We start from the raw sequence: 12609 nt of genomic DNA on the forward strand, positions 1-12609 counted from the left end.
GGCGCCATCGGCCGCCCCCACAGGCATGTTCTGGTCAGCGTGGGCGCGGGTATCTGCGCTAAAATGGGCGATTCCGCCGCTCATTCTCACAGCAGGCCTCGTGAAAAATCTCCTCCGCGCCCTGATCAGCCAAGGCATCGAAGCCTTGCGCGCCAATGGCACCCTGCCCGCCGACTCCCTGCCGCCGGACTTCGTGGTCGAGCGCCCGAAGACCCGCGACCACGGCGACTTCGCCACCAACGCCGCGATGCTGCTGGCCAAGGCCGCGCGCAGCAATCCGCGCGCACTGGCGCAGGCGCTGGTCGAGGCGCTGCCGCGCAGCGAGGACGTGAGCAAGGTCGAGATCGCCGGCCCCGGCTTCATCAACTTCCACCTGGCCCCGGCCGCGTACCAGCGCGAAGCCGCGTCGGTCATCAAGGAAGCCCACGACTACGGCCGCAACCTGTCCGGCAATGGCCGCACGGTGGGCGTGGAGTACGTGTCGGCCAACCCGACCGGCCCGCTGCATGTCGGCCATGGCCGCGCGGCGGCGATCGGCGACTGCGTGGCGCGCGTGCTCGATGCCAACGGCTGGAACGCCAAGCGTGAGTTCTACTACAACGACGCCGGCGTGCAGATCGAGAACCTGGCGCTGTCCACCCAGGCACGGATCAAGGGCATCGCGCCGGACCAGGACGGCTGGCCGGAAGGTGGCTACCGCGGCGAGTACATCGCCGACGTCGCACGCGCCTACATGGCCGGCGCCAGCGTCGACCTGGAAGGCAGCACCGTGGTCGGCGCCAAGGACCCGGACGACATGCAGGCGATCCGCCGCTTCGCCGTGGCCTACCTGCGCAACGAGCAGAACCTGGACCTGGCCGCGTTCGGCGTCGACTTCGACATCTATTTCCTGGAAAGCTCGCTGTACGCCGACGGCAAGGTAGCCGAAGCGGTGGCCAAGCTGCAGGCGTCGGGTCATACCTATGAAGAAGGTGGCGCGCTCTGGCTGCGCAGCACCGACTTCGGTGACGACAAGGACCGCGTGATGCGCAAGTCCGACGGCACCTTCACCTACTTCGTGCCCGACGTGGCCTACCACCTGTCCAAGTGGCAGCGCGGCTACGAGCGCGCGATCACCGAGCTGGGCGCCGACCACCACGGCTCGCTGGCCCGCGTGCGGGCCGGCCTGCAGGCGATGGAAGTGGGCATCCCGCAGGGCTGGCCGGAATACGTGCTGCACCAGATGGTCACCGTCATGCGCGGCGGCGAGGAAGTGAAGCTGTCCAAGCGTGCCGGCAGCTACTTCACCCTGCGCGACCTGATCGAGGAAGCCGGCCGCGATGCCACCCGCTGGTTCCTGATCGCGCGCAAGCCCGATTCGCAGCTGACCTTCGACATCGACCTGGCCCGCCAGCAGAGCAACGACAACCCGGTGTTCTACGTGCAGTACGCGCATGCCCGCGTCTGCAGCCTTCTGCGCCAGGCGCAGGAGAAGGGCCTGGTGTACGAGCAGGGCAACGGCCTGGCCAACCTCGGCCGCCTGGCCGACGACGCCTCGCTGCTGCTGATGAACGAGATCTCGCGCTATCCGGAAGTGGTGGAAGCGGCCGGCGTGGCGCTGGAACCGCATCTGGTGGCGCAGTACCTGCGTGAATTGGCGCACGCGTTCCACACGTGGTATCACGGGACGCCGGTGCTGGTGGAAGACGCCGCCGATCGCAACGCCAAGCTGACCCTGGCCTGCGCCGCGCGGCAGGTGCTGGCCAACGGCCTCGAACTCCTGGGCGTCAGCGCCCCGGAAAAAATGTAAGCATCAGGAGACGCAGTACCCATGGCAGCACGACGCGGCAAAAACCAGGCACGACGCAACAGCAGCAGCCAGGGCACCCCCGGATGGGTGTGGCTGGTCGCTGGCGTGGCGATTGCGGCCGTGGTGTTCCTGGCGGCGCCGAACCTGTTCAAGGGCGAAGGCGATGGCTTCCTGCGCGCCGGTCCGCAGCCGAACCCGAACGCGCAGCCGGCCCCGGTCGCCGATGCCGACAGCGATGTCGGTACCCAGCCGGCCGCGCAGCCTGCTGCGCCGAAGCCGGCCGAACCGGAAAAGCCGGCCGCCACCCAGTACGACTTCTACACCCTGCTGCCGGGCAAGGAAGTCGAGATGTCCGACGCCGAACTGGCCGCCAGCGCGCGTGCCGAAGACCAGCGCCGGGCCAAGGCCGAAGCGCAGCGCGCGCAGGCGGCACTGGAAGGCAAGCCGGTTCCGCCGGCGACCACGACCGCACCGGCACCGGCGGCCACCGCCAGCGTGTCCAGCACCGCGCAGGTGACCGCCACCAGCCGTCCGCTGCCGGCACCGCTGAGTGAACGTCCGGCTGCGGCAACGCCGCCGGCCAGCACGGCCTCGACCAGCACCGCCGCCGCCACGCCGGCAGCGCGCGCGGAAACCGCAACGGCAACGGCGGGTACCCCGGCCACTGCCGCACCGGCGGCCGCCGACAACGCCCGCTATATCCTGCAGGCAGGCGCCTTCGGCGCCTCCGGCGATGCCGAAGCAACCAAGGCCAAGCTGGCGATGATGGGACTTGCGGCGCGCGTGGAGTCAGCACAGATCAACGGCAAGACCGTGTACCGCGTGCGCATGGGGCCGTATGGCAGCGCCGGTGAACTGTCCGAAGCCAAGCAGAAGCTGGATGGCACCGGCCTGCAGGCGATGGCGATCAAGGCCCAGTAAGCCTGCCGCTGTGAATGAGAAAGCCGGGCATTGCCCGGCTTTTTCTTGTTTCTGCAGAGTCGAGCCATGCTCGACTCTACAAACGGCGGTCAGCCTTCGCGGGCGACCTGGAAACCGGCGAACGACTGGCTCACCGGCATCAGTTCCAGGCGATTGATGTTCAGGTGCGGCGGCAGGCTGGCCACCCAGAAGATCTGTTCGGCGATGTCTTCGGCGGTCATCGGGTTGGCGCCGTTGTAGAGCTTGTCCGACGCCGCCTGGTCGCCGTGGGTACGCACCACGGTGAACTCGGTTTCGGCCATGCCTGGCTCGATCGTGGTCACGCGCACGCCGGTGCCGTGCAGGTCCGAACGCAGGCCCAGCGAGAACTGGCTGACGAAAGCCTTGGTGCCACCGTAGGCGTTGCCACCCGGGTACGGGTAGACGCCGGCCACCGACGAGATGTTGATGATCGCGCCCTTGCGCTCCACCAGCTGCGGCAGCAGGCGGTGGGTCAGGGTCACCAGCGCGGTGATGTTGGTGTCGATCATCGTGGTCCAGTCCGACAACTTGGCGCTCTGTGCCGGCGCGGTGCCCTGCGCCAGGCCGGCGTTGTTGACCAGCAGATCGATCTCGCCAAAGGCGGGCGGCAGTGCCAGCAGCGCCGCTTCCATCGCAACCGGATCGCGGATGTCGAAGGCGGCGGCATGCACCACGTCCTTGCCGTAGCGATCGACCAGCGGCTGCAGGCGTTCGCCGCGGCGGCCCGTGGCGATCACTTTCCAGCCGGCCTGGGCGAAGCGGTGGACGGCGGCGGCGCCGAAGCCGGACGTGGCGCCGGTAATCAGGACAGTGCGGGTCATCAGGCAACTCCAGGGGGAAAAACCGGACGCCCATTCTGGCATTCCCGGCCCGTCCTGAGTTGCCCGCCGTCCTGCCGTCCCCCCGGCTCAACGCACGCGAAACACTCTGGCCTTGGGCAGGTCTTCGTCGACCTGCAGGAACCAGCGCCCGGCAATTCCTGGAACAACGGCGATCTGCGGCGACTGCAGCACCTTGCGCAGCTTCATCTGCCCCTTCATCACCTGCCATTGCTGGCCGTTATCAAGGGTGAACAGCGTGCCGGGCTGCCAGCCTGCGACCTCTCCGACCACGCGTGCATTGACCGGTCCTTCTTCCAGGCCCAGATGCATTGCTGCCGGTGCCGGCACATTGGCAGGCAGCGGCGCAGCGGCGGGGGCCACCGCTGCCGTCGGCCCGGTGGCCGCGCGCTCTGCCTCGCGCAGTACCCGGTTCAGCGCCTGCAACTGCGCTGGACTGAGCCCGACCTCGGCCAGTTGGGATGCACTCAGGCGCCGCTCGACGGGTACGAAGCGGTCCTGGGCGAAGGCAGCGAAGCTGCTGGCGAGCAGCAGTGCGGAAAACAGATACCGGCGCATGCAAGGGTCTCAGCGAACGAGTGCCCACGATGCTGCAGTTCGATGACACTCCGGTGACACGCCAGGGGCCGGTACAATGGGCCATGATCAACAACGATGTCCTGCGCAGCGTGCGCTATTCCCTGGACCTGGGCGACCACCACGTGGTGACCCTGTGCCAGATGGCCGACCCGGCCTTCGCCGTGGATCCCGAACAGGTGAAGGCCTGGCTGCGCCGCGAGGACGAAGCCGGTTTCGAAGCGATGAGCGACAGCGCGCTGGCGCACTTCCTCGATGGCCTGATCGTGCACCTGCGCGGTCGCGACGAGAGCCAGCCGCAGCGCGCGGTGGAAACCCGCATCGACAACAACCTGGTGCTGAAGAAGCTGCGCGTGGCGTTCCAGCTGCGCGACGTCGATCTGATGGAGATCTTCGCCAGCGCCGGTTTCAACGTCTCCAAGTCGGAAGTCGGTGCGCTGTTCCGCCAGCCCGGGCACACCAACTACCGGCGTTGCCTGGACCAGATGCTGCGCAACTTCCTCAAGGGCCTGAGCCTGCGCTTGCGCGGCTGAGCACGGCCTCGACGAACGCCCGCGCCGCCGGTGTCGGCAGCCGCTGCCAGACCAGGTGCACGCGGCGGGTCGGGGTTGGCTGCAGCGGAATCCGCACCACGCCCTGGAAGCCTTCGGCGATCAGCGCCGGCACGATGCCAACCGCCAGACCATGGCGGACGAAGCGCTCGACCAGTTCCATCAGGTTGACCTCGAAACGCACTGTGTGCGGCAGGCCAGCGGCGACGAAAGCATCGTCGGTCTGCCGCCGCGCACCGGTGCCGCGCGGGAAGTCGACCAGCGCCTCGTCCTGCAGTTCGGTCAATGGCAGCCGCTTGCGCCTAGCCAGCCGATGCGAGGGGGCCAGCACCGCCACCAGGTCTTCTTCCTGCAGCATCTGGTGGCAGACCCCGTCCAGGCCGGCCGAGGGCGCCAACCCCACCAGTGCAACATCCAGGTCACGCGACTGCACCTGCGCGATCAGGTCCTCGCTCTTGTCCACCCGCAACTGGAATTCCACCTGCGGGTGCGCCTGCTGGAACGCGGCCAGCATCGCCACCACATCGATATCGGTCAGCGAGGAGATCTGCCCGATCGCCAGCAGCCCGCGCACCTCGCCACTGACCGCGGCCACGTCGGCGCGCAGGTGGCGCAGGCTGACCAGCACCTGGCGTGCGTGCACCAGCAGCGCCTCACCCGCTGCCGTCGCCCTCACCTGCCGCGGCAGGCGCTCGAACAGCGGCGTGCCCAGTTCCTGCTCCAGGTAGGCAATCTGGTGGCTCAACGCGGACTGCACCACATGGCAGCGTTCGGCGGCACGGGTGAAATTGCCCTCTTCGGCCAGGGCAACGGCAAATTCGAGCTGCTTGAGATTCATCCAACTATCTCGTTTCCAGATGGCATGGATGATGATGATTCATTTCCATCATGGCCGCAGCAGGTGGACACTGTGCCCCCCGCTTCCTGGATCACCGCGTGAGCCCGTCCCTCCCCCCTCTGCACCGCTGGCAGGTGCTGCTGATGTCCGTGGCTACCGGCGTGGCCGTGGCCAGCAACTACTATGCGCAGCCACTGCTGCACACCATTGCCGATGCCTTCGGTGTGCCGTTCGGCCAGGTCGGCATGGTGGTCACTGCGGCACAGCTGAGCTATGCCGCCGGACTGATCCTGCTGGTGCCGCTGGGAGACCTGTTCGAACGCCGCCGCCTGATCGTGGTGATGAGCCTGCTGTCGGCCGGCGGACTGGTGATCAGTGCCTGCGCACCGTCACTGACCTGGCTGCTGGTGGGCACCGCCATCACCGGCCTGTTCTCCGTGGTCGCCCAGGTGCTGGTGCCGTTCGCGGCCACGCTGGCCGCGCCGGAACATCGCGGTCGCGTGGTCGGCACGCTGATGAGTGGCCTGCTGCTGGGCATCCTGCTGGCGCGCACCGTGGCCGGCCTGCTTTCCAGCCTGGGCGACTGGCGCCTGGTGTATGCGATCGCCGCTGCCACCCTGGTGCTGACCGCACTGGCATTGCAGCGCGGTCTGCCGCGATTCCACCACAGCGCCGGCTTGGGCTATTTCGCATTGCTGCGCTCGATCGGCGTGCTGTTCGTGCAGGAACCGGTGCTGCGCCAGCGCACGCTGCTGGGCGCCTGCAGCTTCGCCATGTTCGCGATCTTCTGGACCCCGCTCGCGTTCCTGCTGGCACAGCCGCCGTATGCCTACAGCGACGCCACCATCGGCCTGTTCGGGCTGGTCGGTGCGGCCGGTACGCTGGCGGCCGGCCTGGCTGGCCGCATGTCCGACCGTGGCCAGACCGGGCGTGCCACCGCCATCGCACTGCTGCTTTTGCTGCTGTCGTGGCTGCCGCTGGGGCTGTCCGCACACTCGCTGCTGGCATTGCTGGTGGGCGTGGTGGTACTGGACCTGGCCGCACAGCTGTTGCACGTCAGCAACCAGAACCTGATCTACGCACTGCAACCGGCGGCACGCAACCGCCTCAATGCCGGCTACATGACCGGCTATTTCATCGGTGGTTCGCTGGGTTCGCTGCTGTCTGCGCAGGTCTACCAGCGCTTCGGCTGGACCGGCGTATGCGTGGCCGGCGCTGCCGTGGCTGCGCTGGCCCTGCTGCTGTGGCTGCCCGGCGCGCTGCGCGCGCGCCAGGCGTCGCTGGCCGACTAGAAGCTGCCCTGCAGCGCCAGCTCCCATCGCCCACCGGCGTTGCCGGGGAACAGGCGCTTGGCTGCGTTGTCCGTGTCATGCACGGTGGCGCGCAGTTCCCATGCCGGGGTCAGCGAGGCGATGGCACTGAGCTGCCCATGCAGGTAGTCCGGGCCCTGCGCGGTGGCCAGCCAGTACTGGCCCACCGCTGCTTCCAGGCGGAGGCGTTCGTGCAACGGCACACGCACACCCAGCTGGGCATAGGTACCGCGATGGCCACCGGCCAACGCATCGTTGGAATGGGCGACCTGCAGCCAGGCGCGCTGCTTCCAGGTCACCGTGGTGTTGAGCTCGGTCCAGTCCAGCGCGCGGCCGGTGCCCGGGTACACGTAACGGGTCAGGTTGGCATCCAGGCTCCAGTCCGGTGCCAGTGCGCCGGACCAGCCCGCCACCAGGTCGAACTCGCTGCGCGCGCCATTGTCCGGCTTGAACGAAACGTTGGACCCCCACACGCTGGCGTACCAGCCCGCTGGGATCGAGACCTTCGCGCCGGCCTGCACCGCCGGGTCGCCGTCGCTCTGCGAGCTGCCGCGCCATACGTAGTCACTGGTCAACGCCGCACTGCCACTGACCTGCACCTGTGCCTGCGCGCTGCCGATCCCGAGCAGCCCTGCCAGGGCGGCCACCAGCGCCGCCATCATCCCCTTGCTGTTCACTGCACTGTGTTCCTCGTCGAAGGCGGTCACGCCGCCGGGAACGCAGTGTCGAGGCGAGGGCCGTAACGGATCGAGGGTGCTGCCGGGCCCGTGGCGCAAATTCGGCGTAAATCCCGTGGACTGCGGCCAATGCCAGCAGCGCGGTATCATGGCGCCCTGTTTCCAGGAACCAACCGCGTGGACGCCATCCTGACTCCGGTATCGATCGGCGAGCTGATCGACAAGATCACCATTCTCGAGATCAAGGCCGAGCGCATCGACGATGCCGCCAAGCTGGCCAACGTCCGCACCGAGCTGGACGGCCTGCTGCCGTTGCTGCAGCAGCTGCTGCACGCACAACCGGCACTGGCCGCGCTGAAGCAGCAGCTGAAGGTGATCAACGAGCGCATGTGGGACATCCAGGACCAGCTGCGCGACAAGGAAGCGGCCCAGGTGTTCGACGATGCCTTCATCCAGCTGGCACGCGGTGTCTATGGCACCAATGGCGAGCGCGTGCAGGTGAAGAACGAGATCAACCGCGTGGCCGGTTCGGCCCTGGTCGAAGAAAAGCAGTACCAGGGCGAGTAACCCCGCCTCAATCAGCGTCGATCAGATGGCGGAAGCGGAACAGCTCGCCATCGTTGCGGATGCCCAGCTTGCGGTAGGCCGCTCGCTTCTGCGTGCTGATGGTGCTGGCCGCACGCCCGCTGCGGCGTGCCATCTCGCCGGTGCTGCAGCCACGCAGCACCCACTGCAGGACAGCGCGCTCGCGCGTACTCAACCGTGGTGAACGCATGGACTGCTGGCGCTGCCGGCGGGACTGGTTCAACTGTGCACGCAGCTCCGGCGGCACGAAGCGCCCGCCGCGGGCGACCACGCTCACTGCGCGCAGCAGCATCTGCGGCGCGCAGGCCTTGGACAGGAATCCGCGCGCACCGGCCTGCAGGGCCAAGGACACGACACCCGCGTTGCAGTGTGCGGACAGCACCAGGATCGGCACTGCCGGCCAATGTCGTGACACGTGCCGCAGCAGTTCCAGGCCTTCCCCGCTGTCACCGATCGGCAAGGCGTCAACCAGCAGCAGATCGATCGCAGCTGCCTGCTGCTGCAGGCGCTGCAGCAGATCACCGCTGCGGCCATAGCTTCCATCGACCTGCAGGCCCGCCTGCCGGGCCAGCAGTTCCTGCACGCCATGCCGCAACAGTGGATGCGGATCCAGCAGCAACAAGCGGCAGGGAGAATCGCGGGGCGAGGGAAACGGGGGCATCGTTGCATTCCTGCAGGACAGGCCACTCACCCTAGGGCGCAGCCGACGCCTGCGGAATCCAATTCGTTGCAATGCCGCCCGTCCACCTCAACACGGTCAGGTAGCGTTTGCCCAGCCGGAAACGCAACAGGCCCGGCATGGGCCGGGCCTGTCGAGGCATCTTCAGCGCGCAGGCGCGCCGAGGAAGCAATTACCAGCTGAAGCGCGGGCCGACGGTGTATTCCTTGTCGCCGTGGCGGTTCATCTTCAGCTCGCCGTTCAGGCCCCAGTTCTGGTTCAGCTTGACCTGACCACCCAGGCGACCGTACCACTGGCCGTCGATATCGACGCCGTGCTTCTTGGCGTAGTCTTCGTAGCCGACCATGCCGTAGACCTCGGCGTGGGCACCGAAGGCGGTGCGGATACCGGCTTCAGCGCTGTAGCCGTTGAAGTCCAGGCCGTGCTTGCGATCGAACTTCTGGTAGGCAACGCGGGCAACGAAGTCGGTCGACGGAGCGATTTCGACGTTGTAGCCGGCACCGACCTTCCACTGGTCAACCTTGATGTTGGTGTGGTCGACTTCCTGACGGCTGTATTCACCGAACGCGTGGAAGTTCGGCAGGAAGCCGTAGGAACCCTTGACGCCCCAGCCGTCAGCCTTGATGCCATCGACGTCGGTCTTGGCGTAGTCGGCTTCAGCGTAGTTGTACGACAGGTTCTCAGCAGCCGAAGCGGTGAACGGCAGGGCAGCGGCCAGGGCCAGAGCAATCAGCGAATTCTTCATGGGGGTACACCTTTACTTTCTTATGGTGTGCAGCAGCGCCAGGGCGCCATCGCATCGGGAATGTAAATTCTCCGTTATTCGCCACAACGCTCCCTGAAAACAGTGGTCTTCGCATTGCTGAATTTTTGGGCTTGATTCAGGCTCCGTCTGGCATACGCGCGCGGCGCGCGTGCATCTGTAATCCTTCGACGATTGCAACAGGAGGTTGCCTTGCTCGTTTCCGATCCGCTGCGGACGTGTGTCCGCGCCGCTGTCTTTGCCTGCATTGCCCTCTTGTCGCCACACACTGCACGTGCGCTGCAGGCGACCGACTACCAGCGCGCCGAACGCGTGCATGACAGTCATCTGCGCGGTGCGCTGCGCAATGCTTCGGTCCTGCCCCACTGGCTGGCCGATGGACGATTCTGGTATGAGCGCGAAGACACTCAGGGCCGGCGCCAGGCGGTACTGGTCGATCCCGTCCAGGCGACACGCCAGACCCTGTTCGAACCCACTGCGCTGGACGCTGCGGTTGCACCGCTCGGTGCCAGCGGGCCACGCCTGCGCCTGGCCAGCGTGCAGCAGGCGGACGATGGCCTGCGCCTGCGGTTCAGCGGAGAAGTGCCCGTCGATTGCCAATGGCCGCGCTGGCAATGCGCACGTTCGCCGGATGCGCGGCCGCCGGCCGATGCACTGCCTTCGCCCGTAGGCGATGCGTGGCTGCAGGTGCGCGACAACAACCTGTGGCTGCAGTCGCCTGGCACGGCGCCACGGGCACTGACCCACGGCGGAGAAGCCGGTAATGGCTATGGCGTGCTGCCGGACTTCGCCCTGCGCGGTATTCCACGCCGTCAGGGCCGGATGGCGGTGCGGCCGTTCGCGGTTGGCTGGTCTGCGGACGGGCGCTACGTGGCCGGCATCCGCTACGACGAACGCGCGCTGCAGGACTACCCCTATCTGGAAAGCAGCCCGACCCACAGCGCGCGGCCGCGCGTGCATACCGTGAAGCTGGGGGTGCTGGGCGATGCACAGCAGGTGCGCGACACCCTGTTTGTGGTGGATACCCGCAGCGGCAGGCAGCATGACATCGCGCTGCCCGAGGGCTGGAACACGCTCAGTGAGGCCGGCATCCTGGGTTGGGACGGCGATCGGTTGTATGCCGTGATCGCGCACTTCGGCACACCGCGCAGGCTGCGCCTGGTGGAGATCGATGCCAGCAGCGGTGCATTGCGCACGGTTCTGGAAGAAGCCAGCGACACTCGCCTGCAGCTCAACGTGTATTCCTACAACCGGCCAGCGGTGGCCATCCTGCCCGGGCAGGACACCGCCGTGTGGTTCTCGCAGCGCGATGGTTGGGGCCATCTGTACCGGGTGCGCCTGTCCGATGGCAAAGTGCTGCGCCAGCTCACCCGCGGCCACTGGGCGGTGCGCGACCTGCTGGGTGTGGACGCTGTCGGTGGCTGGGCGTACTTCAGCGCCGGTGGCGTCGACGCGGGCGATCCTTACGTGCGCGGCCTGTACCGGATATCGCTGCAGGGAGGGCCGATCCAGCGCCTGGCCGCCGATGGCAACGACCACATGGCCGATGCCGGTACCGGCGCGTTGTTCGGTGGGCGCGCACCCCAGGCGCTGTCGCCCAGTGGTGGCTATCTGGTGGATACCGTTTCCCGTCTCGACCAGCCACCACGCACCGTGCTGCGGGCCAGCGATGACGGTCGCGAGCTGCTGGTGCTGGAAGCGGCGGACAACCGGGCAGTGCTTGCTGCGGGGTGGCGCCCACCGCAGCGCGAACGTCTGCTGGCCGCCGACGGGCGCACGCCGATCTTCGCCACCGTCTACCTGCCCCGCGACTATCGCGATGACGGCAGCTTCCCGGTGATCGATGCGATGTACGGCGGCGCCTTCATCAGCAATGCCCCGGTGACCTACGCCGAAGCGGTGTCCGCGCTGAATCCGGTGTCACGCGCCAGCCTGGCCGAGCTTGGCTTCGTGGTGGCCGGCATCGATGCGCGCGGCACCGGCGGCCGCGACAAGGCCTTCCATGACAGCAGCTTCCTGCACGGCGCCGATGTGCAGCTGGATGACCATGTGGCCGCGCTGCGCCAGCTGGGCGAACGCTACCCGGGCATCGACCTGCAGCGGGTCGGCATCTACGGGCATTCGTTCGGCGGTTACAGCGCGGCGCGGGCATTGCTGCGCTACCCGGCGTTCTACAAGGTGGGCGTGGCCTCGGCCGGCAGTCACAATTTCCAGGGCATGTACGGCGGCGCCCTGCACGGCATGGACCGGCTGTTCGGTGGCGTGCTGCCAGCCACGGCCATGACCGATGGCGTGCCGGCGCCCTTTGCCGGGCTCGACAACGCAGCGCTGGCCGGCAACCTGCGCGGGCATCTGATGCTGGTCTATGGCGAGCTGGACGAAAACGCACCGCCGGCGCTGACCCTGCAGCTGGCCGCCGCCCTGAACAAGGCCCAGCGCAGCTACGACCTGCTGTACCTGGCCCGGCAGGACCACGAGCTGTTCCGCAACGACGCCACCTACACGCACCGCATGTGGGACTACTTCGTACGCCACCTGGCCGGCCAGCAGCCACCGGATACGGTGCTGGCACCGCTGCCCGGTGGCCCGGGCTGAACGGGCGCCCAGAGGATGTCGATCCCCGACGCTCTGGTTCGTCGTGTACTTGAAGGCCGTGCATGCGGCACGGTCCATCCGGAGGCAGGCAATGAGCTACATCGATGGTTTCGTCCTGGCGGTGCCCACCGCCAACAAAGAGAAGTTCCTCGCCCATGCACGCACAGGGGATCCCGTTTTCATCGAGTACGGCGCGCTGCGCGTGGTCGAGTGCTGGGGTGACGACGTACCGCACGGCAAGACCACCGACTTTTTCGGCGCGGTGAAAGCCACGCCGGACGAGACGGTGGTGTTTTCCTGGATCGAATGGCCGGACAAGCCGACCCGCGACGCCGGCATGAAGAAGATGATGGAAGACCCAAGGTTTGATCCGGCGACGAATCCGATGCCGTTCGACGGCGCGCGGATGATCTACGGTGGCTTCGTGCCGATCTACGAACTGACCCGCTGAACCGGGCGGACGTG

General features: G+C 67.4%; 13 protein-coding genes. 7 read left to right on the forward strand and 6 right to left on the reverse strand.

The annotated features are described in order from the left end of the window. The first annotated feature begins 100 nt into the window (after positions 1–100). The gene (gene argS, locus AC5P5X_RS15435) at positions 101–1789 is read left to right on the forward strand and encodes an arginine--tRNA ligase (protein WP_012478915.1); all 1689 of its coding nucleotides are present in this window, start codon (positions 101–103) and stop codon (positions 1787–1789) included. A 21-nt stretch (positions 1790–1810) separates the two neighbouring features. Further along, entirely contained in the window at positions 1811–2710 is a 900-nt protein-coding gene (locus AC5P5X_RS15440) for an SPOR domain-containing protein (protein ID WP_005411995.1), read from the forward strand. Positions 2711–2799: 89 nt separating this feature from the next. On the opposite strand, the gene AC5P5X_RS15445 is transcribed toward AC5P5X_RS15440, so the two are convergent. Both AC5P5X_RS15445 and AC5P5X_RS15450 read right to left on the reverse strand, forming a co-directional pair. Next, the gene (locus AC5P5X_RS15445; protein WP_005411994.1) at positions 2800–3552 is read right to left on the reverse strand and encodes an SDR family NAD(P)-dependent oxidoreductase; all 753 of its coding nucleotides are present in this window, start codon (positions 3550–3552) and stop codon (positions 2800–2802) included. Between the two features lie 87 nt (positions 3553–3639). Further along, entirely contained in the window at positions 3640–4128 is a 489-nt protein-coding gene (locus AC5P5X_RS15450) for a hypothetical protein (RefSeq protein ID WP_005407755.1), read from the reverse strand. A gap of 83 nt (positions 4129–4211) precedes the next feature. Here AC5P5X_RS15450 and AC5P5X_RS15455 point away from each other — a divergent pair, with 83 nt between their 5' ends. Continuing rightward, entirely contained in the window at positions 4212–4679 is a 468-nt protein-coding gene (locus AC5P5X_RS15455; protein WP_005411992.1) for a YehS family protein, read from the forward strand. On the opposite strand, the gene AC5P5X_RS15460 is transcribed toward AC5P5X_RS15455, so the two are convergent. After that, positions 4648–5535, reverse strand: a complete 888-nt coding sequence (locus tag AC5P5X_RS15460) for a LysR family transcriptional regulator (RefSeq protein WP_005411991.1) — start codon at positions 5533–5535, stop codon at positions 4648–4650. The genes AC5P5X_RS15455 and AC5P5X_RS15460 overlap by 32 nt on opposite strands. 143 nt (positions 5536–5678) lie before the next feature. Between AC5P5X_RS15460 and AC5P5X_RS15465 the strand changes: the two genes are divergently transcribed. Further along, the gene (locus AC5P5X_RS15465; RefSeq protein WP_219625406.1) at positions 5679–6827 is read left to right on the forward strand and encodes an MFS transporter; all 1149 of its coding nucleotides are present in this window, start codon (positions 5679–5681) and stop codon (positions 6825–6827) included. On the opposite strand, the gene AC5P5X_RS15470 is transcribed toward AC5P5X_RS15465, so the two are convergent. Continuing rightward, a complete protein-coding gene (locus AC5P5X_RS15470) occupies positions 6824–7522 on the reverse strand; it encodes a TorF family putative porin (protein WP_032967099.1) in 699 nt (232 codons plus the stop codon). The two genes, AC5P5X_RS15465 and AC5P5X_RS15470, sit on opposite strands and share 4 nt — an antisense overlap. A gap of 129 nt (positions 7523–7651) precedes the next feature. Between AC5P5X_RS15470 and AC5P5X_RS15475 the strand changes: the two genes are divergently transcribed. Continuing rightward, entirely contained in the window at positions 7652–8089 is a 438-nt protein-coding gene (locus AC5P5X_RS15475) for a DUF6165 family protein (RefSeq protein WP_043035177.1), read from the forward strand. A gap of 7 nt (positions 8090–8096) precedes the next feature. On the opposite strand, the gene AC5P5X_RS15480 is transcribed toward AC5P5X_RS15475, so the two are convergent. Next, on the reverse strand, positions 8097–8768 hold the full coding sequence (locus tag AC5P5X_RS15480; RefSeq protein WP_024956372.1) for a response regulator transcription factor: 672 nt from the start codon (positions 8766–8768) through the stop codon (positions 8097–8099). A 190-nt stretch (positions 8769–8958) separates the two neighbouring features. Further along, on the reverse strand, positions 8959–9531 hold the full coding sequence (locus AC5P5X_RS15485; RefSeq protein WP_005407747.1) for an OmpO family porin: 573 nt from the start codon (positions 9529–9531) through the stop codon (positions 8959–8961). Between the two features lie 210 nt (positions 9532–9741). Between AC5P5X_RS15485 and AC5P5X_RS15490 the strand changes: the two genes are divergently transcribed. Both AC5P5X_RS15490 and AC5P5X_RS15495 read left to right on the forward strand, forming a co-directional pair. Beyond that, positions 9742–12144: a S9 family peptidase gene (locus AC5P5X_RS15490; RefSeq protein ID WP_111189591.1), complete on the forward strand. Its 2403-nt coding sequence runs from the start codon at positions 9742–9744 to the stop codon at positions 12142–12144. A 91-nt stretch (positions 12145–12235) separates the two neighbouring features. After that, the gene (locus AC5P5X_RS15495) at positions 12236–12595 is read left to right on the forward strand and encodes a DUF1428 domain-containing protein (RefSeq protein WP_005407745.1); all 360 of its coding nucleotides are present in this window, start codon (positions 12236–12238) and stop codon (positions 12593–12595) included. Positions 12596–12609: the final 14 nt, after the last annotated feature.

This window comes from Stenotrophomonas sp. YJH_SMC_91 (genome assembly GCF_059368495.1).